Source organism: Hydrogenophaga sp. (assembly GCF_050250835.1).
GTDB lineage: Bacteria > Pseudomonadota > Gammaproteobacteria > Burkholderiales > Burkholderiaceae_C > Hydrogenophaga.
The window spans coordinates 181,073-191,973 of record NZ_JBFWNX010000008.1; the positions used below are offsets into that span (position 1 = coordinate 181,073).

At 67.4% G+C, this 10,901-nt stretch carries 2 protein-coding genes; both read left to right on the forward strand.

Annotation, left to right across the window (positions count from 1 at the left end; translation table 11 throughout):
* The first annotated feature begins 78 nt into the window (after positions 1 to 78).
* Positions 79 to 5,625, forward strand: a complete 5,547-nt coding sequence (locus AB7F11_RS12370; protein ID WP_428300003.1) for a beta strand repeat-containing protein — start codon at positions 79 to 81, stop codon at positions 5,623 to 5,625.
* 241 nt (positions 5,626 to 5,866) lie between these two features.
* Positions 5,867 to 10,901: Ig-like domain-containing protein (locus tag AB7F11_RS12375; protein ID WP_428300747.1), on the forward strand; the 5,035-nt coding region annotated here is incomplete at its 3' end.

Below are 10,901 nucleotides of genomic sequence, written 5' to 3' on the forward strand. Positions count from 1 at the left end.
GTCAATGCCACTGCGCGTGTCGAAGAAACGCGCCACCCCGATACCGCCCAGCCAGAGCCCCAGGAAGAAGGAAACTCCATGAGCCACCCCTCCACCCAGACCGGCCTCCAGCAACAGCAGCAGCAACGCACCACCGAAGCCGGCAGGCACGACACGCCGGCCGTGCTGTCCGCTCAAGAGGCCAGGAAACTGCTCAGCCTGCCCGGTGTCACCTCGTTCCGGCAGGGTGCGGTACTGATCGTGGTGGATGCCCAGGGCAAGCAATACATCGTGCAAGACCTTGAAGCGCAGGCCTCGCCGCCGCAGGCGAGCCCGGACGACGCAGACGGAACCAACGGCACCGACAGCACGGACGACACAGCGCAACGGGCCGGGCAGGAGACGCCCGAAGAGGCCCCGGCCGACATGCAGGTGGCCGCCGCCAGCGCAGAGGTGGCTTCAGCCACACTGGCTGAAGTCCACATGGCGCAAGCGCCCGCAGGCAGCACGCAGCCGGAGGCCAAGTCCGATGATGAGACCCACGAGAACGACTCCAACAAAAAAGAGGGCGACGACGAGGACACCGGCCTGACGGCGTGGGCCTCGGGTGCCGCATGGGGCCTGGGGCTGGGGGTCGCCATGGGGGATGGAGGGGGTTCCGGTGTTGGTTCGGGAAGCTGCACCCCGGGCGACACCACCCCACCCAACCCACCGAGCGCACCCGACCTGGCCGCAGAAGACGACAGCGGGGCGAGCAACACCGACAACATCACGGTCTACACCACCGGCCTGAGCTTCAGCGGCACGGCCGAAGCGGGCGCCACGGTGAGCCTGTTTGTCGACCTGGACGACGACGGCGAGATCGACGACGGCGAGCTGCTGGGCACGGGCGTGGCCACGGGCGGGAACTACAGCATCGACACCAACCTGGCGCTGGGCAGCCACAAGGTACGCGCCATCGTCACCGATCTGGAGGGCCACATCAGTGCGGCCTCGGGCATTACGGTAGTGACGGTGATTCCGGCGATGGGCTTTGTGATCCATGGCGAGGCTGCGTATGACAACAGCGGCTGGTCCGTCGCCTCGGCCGGCGACGTGAACGGCGACGGCCTGGCCGACCTGATCGTGGGGGCGCCGCATGCCGAGGGATGGACCGGGCGCAGCTACGTGGTGTTCGGCAAGGCCGACGGCACGGCGGTAGAACTATCGACCATCGCCGCTGGCGGCACGGGCGGCTTCGTGATCAACGGGCAGTCAGCGTGGGACGAAAGCGGCTATTCCGTCTCGTCCGCCGGCGACGTCAATGGCGACGGCCTGGCCGATCTGATCGTGGGGGCGCGGGGCGCAGCAGAATACGCTGGGCGCAGCTACGTGGTGTTCGGCAAGACGGGAGGCACGCCGCTGGACCTCTCGGCCATTGCCGCTGGCGGCACGGACGGCTTCCTGATCAACGGGCAGGCAGTGGATGACGAAAGCGGCTATTCCGTCTCCGCCGCAGGCGACGTGAACGGCGACGGCCTGGCCGACCTGATCGTCGGTGCGCCTGAGAGTGACCTCAGCGAAGAATGGGCGGATTTAGCTGCCGGGCGCAGCTACGTGGTGTTCGGCAAGACGGGCGGCACAGCGGTGGAGCTCTCGACCATCGAAGCCGGCACGGGCGACGGCTTTGTGATCAACGGGCAAGCGCAATTCGACCGAAGCGGCTATTCCGTCTCCGCCGCAGGCGACGTGAACGGCGATGGCCTGGCCGACCTGATCGTGGGGGCGCGCTTTGGCGACTCAGCAACGGGAGGCATCAATGCCGGGCTCAGCTACGTGGTGTTCGGCCAGGCGGGCGGCACGGCGGTGGAGTTGTCGGACATTGACGCTGGCGGCGCGGGCGGCTTCGTGATCAATGGGCCGTCGGCAGGGGGCAGGAGCGGTGAGTCCGTCTCCTCTGCAGGCGACGTCAACGGCGACGGCCTGGCCGACCTGATCGTGGGCGCACCGGGCAACGCGGCTGGCCGCAGCTACGTGGTGTTTGGCAAGACAGGCGGCGCGGCGGTAGAGCTCTCGACCATTGCCGCTGGAGGCACGGACGGCTTCGTGATCAACGGGCAGTCAGCATTGGACTTCAGTGGCACTTCCGTCTCGTCCGCAGGCGACGTCAACGGCGACGGCCTGGCCGACCTGATTGTGGGGGCGCATGGGTCAGGTGGGTCTGCCGGGCGCAGTTACGTCATCTTCGGCAAGACGGGAGGCACGCCTGTGGAACTGTCCGACATTGCCGAGAACGAGATGGGCGGCTTTGTCATCAACGGGCAGTCCGCTGGGGACTTCAGCGGCTATTCCGTCTCCGCGGCCGGCGACGTGAACGGCGACGGCCTGGCCGACCTGATCGTCGGCGCATTATTGCGCGACCCAGCGGGCCAGTCGGCCGCCGGGCGCAGCTACGTCATTTTCGGCAAGACCGACACCGCCGCCGTGAACCTGGGCGATGTGGCCTTGGGTGGCGAAGCCGCCCTGGCCATTGACTTTGCCGTCAACGGCCTCTGGAGCGGCACCACCGCCAGCGAAACCGCCCTGGGCGGCGCAGGCAACGACACCCTCACCGGCAACGGCGGCGCCGACGTGCTCTACGGCGGGGCCGGCAACGACACCCTGGTGCTCAACGCCGACAACATCGACCTCCTCTCCCAAGGCCTCACCGATGGCCGCCTGGCCCGCGTGGACGGCGGCGGCGGCATCGACACCCTGACCGTGGCCGGTGCAGGCGTCACCCTCGACCTCACCCAGATCGCCAACCAGGCCGCAGGCGACCCCCAGACCGGCAGCCGCATCGCCAGCATCGAGAAGATCAACCTCAGCGGCAGCGGCAACAACACCCTGAACCTCTCGGTGGGTGACGTGCTCGACATGGCCGGCATGAACCAGTTCAACACCGAAAACGGCTGGAGCAATGTGACCGGCACCGCCCTGGGCACCCAGGTGCAGCGCCACCAGCTGGTGATCGACGGTGATGCGGACGATCAACTCACCAGCCCGGACGCCGCAGGCACCTGGAACTTTGTGGGCACCGTCAGCGATGGAGAAGGCAACACCTACAACGTCTTCAACGCCACCAACTCGGCCACCTCGGCGCAGTTGCTGGTGAACACGAACATCACCCAGACGCTGGACACACTGGTCCTCCCTCCCAACCCACCGAGCGCACCCGACCTGGCCGCAGAAGACGACAGCGGGGTGAGCGACACCGACAACATCACGACCTACACCACCGGCCTGAGCTTCAGCGGCACGGCCCAAGAGGGGGTCACGGTGAGCCTGTTTGTCGACGTCAACAACAACGGCGTGATGAACATGGGCGAGCTGCTGGGCACGGGCGTGGCCACGGGCGGGAACTACAGCATCGACACCAGCCTGGCGCTGGGCAGCCACAAGGTGCGCGCCATCGCCATCGACCTGGAGGGGAATGTCAGCGCGGCTTCCGGCACCACGGTGGTGAAGGTGATTCCACCGGCGCTGGGGTTTGTGATCAATGGGCAGTCCGCTGGGGACGAAAGCGGCTATTCCGTCTCGTCCGCAGGCGACGTGAACGGAGACGGCCTGGCCGACCTGATCGTGGGGGCGCCGTATGCTGAAGGAGATGCCGGGCGCAGCTACGTGGTGTTCGGCAAGGCCGATGGCACGGCGGTAGAGCTCTCGGGCATTGCAGCGGGCATGGGCGGCTTCGTGATCAACGGGCAGGCAGCGTGGGACGAAAGCGGCTATTCCGTCTCGTCCGCAGGCGACGTGAATGGCGACGGCCTGGCCGATTTGATCGTGGGGGCCTCGTCTGTGGAAGGAGGGGTCGGGCGCAGTTATGTGGTGTTCGGCAAGACCGAGGGCACGCCGGTGGAGCTCTCGGCCATTGCCGCTGGCGGCACGCACGGCTTCGTGATCAATGGTCAGTCAGCGGGGGACTTCAGCGGCGAGTCCGTCTCCTCCGCAGGCGACGTGAACGGAGACGGCTTGGCCGACCTGATCGTGGGGGCGCCTTACAGCGACCCCGCTGCAGGCCTCTATGCCGGCCGCAGCTACGTGGTGTTCGGCCAGATGGGCGGTACGGCGGTGGAGCTCTCGACCATTGCCGCTGGCGGCACGGAAGGTTTCGTGATCAACGGGCAGGCGGCGGGGGATTACAGCGGCGACTCCGTCTCCTCCGCCGGTGATGTGAACGGCGACGGCCTCGCCGACCTGATCGTGGGGGCGTTGGGGTTGGTACGTGGGGCCGGTCGCAGCTACGTGGTGTTCGGCAAGGCGGACGGCACGGCAGTAGAGCTCTCGGGCATCGAAGCCGGCACGGGCGGCGGCTTCGTGATCAACGGGCAGTCAGTGGGGGACTTCAGCGGCTACTTCGTGTCCGTCTCCTCCGCCGGCGACGTGAACGGCGACGGCCTGGCCGACCTGATCGTGGGGGAGCCGGAGGCAGGCGGATATACCGGGCGCAGCTACGTGGTGTTTGGCAAGGCCGATGGCACGGCGGTGGAGCTCTCGGCCATTGCCGACAACCAGACCGGCGGCTTCGTGATCAACGGGCAGTCAGTGTATGACTACAGCGGCTGGTCCGTCTCCTCCGCCGGCGACGTCAACGGCGACGGCCTGGCCGACCTGATTGTCGGGGCGAATCAAAGCGACCCCGCTGCAGGGAGCAATGCCGGTCGCAGCTACGTGGTGTTCGGCAAGACCGACGGCACGGCGGTGGAACTCTCGGCCATCGAAGCCGGCGCGGGCGGCGGCTTCGTGATCAACGGGCAGACAGAGTGGGATTTGAGCGGCAATTCCGTCTCCTCCGCCGGCGACGTCAACGGCGACGGCCTGGCCGACCTGATCGTGGGCGCACGCAATGGCGACCCCGCAACGGATCGCGAATATGCCGGCCGCAGCTACGTCATCTTCGGCAAGACCGACACCGCCGCCGTGAACCTGGGCGACGTGGCCGCCGGCGGCGATGCCGCCCTGCCCATTGACTTTGCCGGCACCAGCGGTGCAGACACCTGGAGCGGCACCACCGAGAGCGAAACCGCCCTGGGCGACGCAGGCAACGACACCCTCACCGGCAACGGCGGTGCCGACGTGCTCTACGGCGGAGCCGGCAACGACACCCTGGTGCTCAACGCCGACAACATCGCCCACCTCGTCTCCCAAGGCCTCACCGATGGCCGCCTGGCCCGCGTGGACGGCGGCGGCGGCATCGACACCCTGGCCATCGACGGCGACAACGTCACCCTCGACCTCACCCAGATCGCCAACCAGGCCGCCGGCGACCCCGAGACCGGCAGCCGCATCGCCAGCATCGAGAAGATCAACCTCATCACCGGCAGCGGCAACAACACCCTGACCCTCTCGGTGGGTGACGTGCTCGACATGGCGGGCATGAACCTGTTCAACACCACCAACGGCTGGAGCAATGTGACCGGTAGCGCCCTGGGCGCCCAGGTGCAACGCCACCAGCTGGTGATTGACGGTGATGCGGGCGATAGCGTCACCTCCAGCGGCTGGACCGACACCGGTGGCACCGTGAGTGACGGCGTGCAAACCTATGCGGTCTACAACAGCAGCACGGCCAGCACGCTGGCGCAACTGCTGGTGGATGTGGACATCACCTACACGGCGGTGGTGATGTGAGCAAGCCATGCGGCTCGGCGGGCGCCTGCGGCTCGGCCGTCTGCATGGGCTACCGGGCGCACGCGCCTCGTGCCTCCTCCGGGTGATTTGCGCCATTTTTCTGGCGCTTGATGCCTTTTCTCCCCTGGGTTGATCCGCTTTCCTAATCTCGGAACGAGCAAGGTCAGGGCCACTGCGCGTGTCGAAGAAATGCGCCATCCCGAAACCGCTCCTCTCAGATCCCCAGGAAGAAGGAAACCCCATGAACAGCCCCGCCACCCAGGCCGGCCTCCCGCAGCAGCAGCACACCACCGAAGCCGGCAGGCACGACACACCGGCCGTGCTGTCCGCTCAAGAGGCCAGGAAACTGCTCAGCCTGCCCGGCGTCACCTCGTTCCGGCAGGGTGCGGTACTGATCGTGGTGGACGCGAAGGGCCAGCAGTACATCGTCAAAGACCTTGAAGCGCAGGCCTCGCCGCCGCAGGCGAGCCCGGACGACGCAGACAGAACCGACGGCACCGACAGCACGGACGACACAGCGCAACGGGCCGGGCAGGAGACGCCAGAAGAGGCCCCGGCCGACTTGCAGGTGCCCGCCGCCAGCGCAGAGGTGGCTTCAGCCACACTGGCTGAAGTCCACATGGCGCAAGCGCCCGCAGACAGCGCGCAGCCGGAGGCCAAGTCCGATGATGAGACCTGCAAGGACGACGACGACAAGAAAGATGCCAACGGCGACGAGGAGGACGACGACGACGCCTGCCTCGTGTTGTGGGATTCAGGCTCCGGCTGGGGCCTGGGGCTGGCAGGCGTGGGCCTGGCGGCCGCCATGGGGGGTGGAGGGGGTTCTGGCGGTAGTTCAGGCGGTGGTTCCGGTGGCGGCACACCGGGCGATCCCCCTCCGGTGGACACCACCCCACCCACCCCACCAAGCGCACCCGACCTGGCCGCAGAAGACGACAGCGGGGTGAGCGACACCGACAACATCACGGTTTACACCACCGGCCTGAACTTCAGCGGCACGGCCGAAGCGGGCGCCACGGTGAGCCTGTTTGTCGACGCCAACAGCAACGGTGTGATCGACAGCGGCGAGCTGGTACTGGGCACGGGCGTGGCCACGGGCGGGAACTACAGCATCGACACCAGCCTGGTGGTGGGCAACTACAAGGTGCGCGCCATTGCCACCGATCTGGCGGGGAATGTCAGCGCGGCCTCTGGCACCACGGTGGTGAGGGTGATTCCGCTTCCACCGGCACCGGGCTTTGTCATCAATGGGCAGTCGGCGGGGGACTACAGCGGCTATTCCGTCTCCTCCGCCGGCGACGTCAACGGCGACGGCCTGGCCGACCTGATCGTGGGGGCGCCGTATGCAGACGGGGATACCGGGCGCAGCTACGTGGTGTTCGGCAAGGCCGACGGCACGGTGGTGGAGCTCTCGGACATGGCCGCAGGCGGCACGGACGGCTTCATGATCAACGGGCAGTCAGTGGATGACGAAAGCGGCTATTCCGTCTCCGCCGCCGGCGACGTGAACGGCGACGGCCTGGCTGACTTGATCGTAGGGGCGCCGAATGCAGAAGGATGGGCCGGGCGCAGCTACGTGGTGTTCGGCAAGACGGGCTACGCGCCGATGGAGCTCTCAGCCGTTGCCGCTGGCGCAACGGGCGGCTTTGTGATCAACGGTCAGTCAGCGGGGGGCCAAAGCGGCTGGTCCGTCTCCTCCGCCGGCGACGTGAACGGCGACGGCCTGGCCGACCTGATCGTGGGGGCTCCGTATGCAGAAGGGAATACCGGGCGCAGCTACGTGGTGTTCGGCAAGACCGAGGGCGCGGCGGTGGAGCTCTCTGACATCGCTGCGGGCGGCACGGGCGGCTTCGTGATCAACGGTCAGTCAGCGTGGGGCAGGAGCGGCTATTCCGTCTCCGCCGCCGGCGACGTCAATGGCGATGGCCTGGCCGACCTGATCGTGGGGGCACCAGGGGCAGACGGGAATGCCGGTCGCAGCTACGTGGTGTTCGGCAAGACGGGTGGCCCGGCGGTGGAGCTGTTCGACATTGCCGATCACGAGACCGACGGCTTCGTGATCAACGGGCAGTCAGCGTGGGACAGGAGCGGCTATTCCGTCTCCGCCGCAGGCGACGTGAACGGCGACGGCCTGGCCGACCTGATCGTCGGGGCTCACTGGAGCGACCCAGCAACGGGTGGCACCAATGCTGGGCGCAGCTACGTGGTGTTCGGCAAGACGCGCGGCACGGCGGTGGAGCTATCGGACATGGCCGCAGGCGGCACGGACGGCTTCGTGATCAACGGGCAGTCAGACTATGACAACAGCGGCTGGTCCGTCTCCTCCGCCGGCGACGTGAACGGCGACGGTCTGGCCGATTTGATTGTGGGGGCGCGGTATGCAGAAGGAATTGCCGGTCGCAGCTACGTGGTGTTAGGCAAGACCGACGGCACGGCGGTGGAGCTTTCGGTCATCGAAGCCGGCGCGGGCGGTGGCTTCGTGATCAACGGCCAGTCAGCGGGGGACACCAGTGGCTATTCCGTCTCCGCCGCAGGCGACGTCAACGGCGACGGCCTGGCCGACCTGATCGTCGGCGCACCCTATGGTGCCCCCACAACGGATCGCGAATATGCCGGCCGCAGCTACGTCATCTTCGGCAAGACCGGCTTCGACGCCGTGAACCTGGGCGACGTGGCCCTGGGTGGTGATGCCGCCCTGCCCTTTGACTTTGCCGGCACCAGCGGTGCAGACACCTGGAACGGCACCACCGCCAGCGAAACCGCCCTGGGCGGCGCAGGCGACGACACCCTCACCGGCAACGGCGGTGCCGACGTGCTCTACGGCGGGGCCGGCAACGACACCCTGGTGCTCAACGCCGACAACATCGCCCACCTCTCCCAAGGCCTCACCGATGGCCGCCTGGCCCGCGTGGACGGCGGCGGCGGCATCGACACCCTGGCCGTGGCCGGTGCAGGCGTCACCCTGGACCTCACCCAGATTGCGAACCAGGCCGCCGGCGACCCCGAGACCGGCAGCCGCATCGCCAGCATCGAGAAGATCAACCTCAGCGGCACTGGCAACAACACCCTGAACCTCTCGGTGGGTGACGTGCTCGACATGGCGGGCATGAACCAGTTCAACACCACCAACGGCTGGAGCAATGTGACCGGCACCGCCCTGGGCACCCAGGTGCTGCGCCACCAGCTGGTGATCGACGGTGATGCGGACGATCAACTCACCAGCCCGGACGCCGCAGGCACCTGGAACTTTGTGGGCACCGTCAGCGATGGAGAAGGCAACACCTACAACGTCTTCAACGCCACCAACTCGGCCACCTCGGCGCAGTTGCTGGTGAACACGAACATCACCCAGACGCTGGACACACTGGTCCTCCCTCCCAACCCACCGAGCGCACCCGACCTGGCCGCAGAAGACGACAGCGGGGTGAGCGACACCGACAACATCACGACCTACACCACCGGCCTGAGCTTCAGCGGCACGGCCCAAGAGGGGGTCACGGTGAGCCTGTTTGTCGACGTCAACAACAACGGCGTGATGAACATGGGCGAGCTGCTGGGCACGGGCGTAGCCACGGGCGGGAACTACAGCATCGACACCAACTTGGCGGTGGGCAACTACAACGTGCGCGCCATTGCCACCGACCTGGCGGGGAATGTCAGCGAGGCCTCGGGCACCACGGTGGTGAGGGTGATTCCACCGTCGCTGGGGTTTGTGATCAATGGGCAGTCCGCTGGGGACGAAAGCGGCTATTCCGTCTCGTCCGCAGGCGACGTGAACGGCGACGGCCTGGCCGATTTGATCGTGGGGGCGCCGTTGGCAGCAGGGGGTGCCGGGCGCAGCTACGTGGTGTTCGGCAAGGCAGACGGCAGGGTGGTTGAGCTCTCGGACATGGCGGCAGGCGGCACGGACGGCTTCGTGATCAACGGGCAGTCAGCGTTTTATAACAGCAGCGGCGAATTCGTCTCCGCCGCCGGCGACGTGAACGGCGACGGCCTGGCCGATCTGATCGTGGGGGCGCCGTATGAAGAAGGATCTGCCGGTCGCAGCTACGTGGTGTTTGGCAAGACAGGTGGTGCGGCGGTAGAGCTGTCGGACATTGCCGACAACCAGACCGGCGGCTTCGTGATCAATGGGCAGTCAGCGTGGGACAGGAGCGGCCGGTCCGTCTCCTCCGCCGGCGACGTGAACGGCGACGGCCTGGCCGATTTGATCGTGGGGGCGTCGGAGGCAAACGGGGATACCGGGCGCAGCTACGTGGTGTTTGGCAAGACGGGCGGCATGGCGGTGGATCTCTCGGCCATTGCCGCTGGCGGCACAGACGGCTTTGTGATCAGCGGTCAGTCAGAGTTGGACTTCAGCGGCGAGTCCGTCTCCGCCGCAGGCGACGTGAACGGCGACGGCCTGGCCGACCTGATCGTGGGGGCCTACGGAAGCGACCCAGAGGGCAGGTGGAATGCCGGGCGCAGCTACGTGGTGTTTGGCAAGGCGGACGGCGTGGCGGTTGAGCTCTCGGACATTGCCGCAGGCGGCATGGCCGGCTTCGTGATCAACGGGCCGTTAGAGGGGGGCGCAAGCGGCAGGTCCGTCTCCTCCGCAGGCGACGTCAACGGCGACGGCCTGGCCGACGTGATCGTGGGGGCGCCGTTGGCCGGTGGATACGCCGGTCGCAGCTACGTGGTGTTCGGCCAGACCGACGCCACGGCGGTGGAGCTGTCGGACATTGCCGACAACCAGACCGGCGGCTTCGTGATCAATGGGCAGTCCGCTGGGGACTGGAGTGGCTGGTCCGTCTCCTCCGCAGGCGATGTGAACGGCGACGGTCTGGCCGACCTGATCGTGGGAGCGTCGTCGGCGAACGGGAGCACCGGTCGCAGCTACGTGGTGTTCGGCAAGACGGGCGGCACGCCGGTGGAGCTCTCGGCCATTGCCGCTGGCACGGGCGGCTTTGTGATCAACGGGCAGTCAGCAGACGACAACAGCGGCTACTCCGTCTCCGCTGCCGGCGACGTCAACGGCGATGGCCTGGCCGACCTGATTGTTGGAGCGTTTGGGGCAGATGCCGACACCGGCCGCAGCTACGTCATCTTCGGCAAGACCGACACCGCCGCCGTGAACCTGGGCGACGTGGCCCTGGGTGGCGATGCCGCCCTGGTCGTCAACGACACCTGGAGCGGCACCACCGCCAGCGAAACCGCCCTGGGCGGCGCAGGCAACGACACCCTGACCGGCAACGGCGGCGCCGACGTGCTCTACGGCGGAGCCGGCAACGACACCC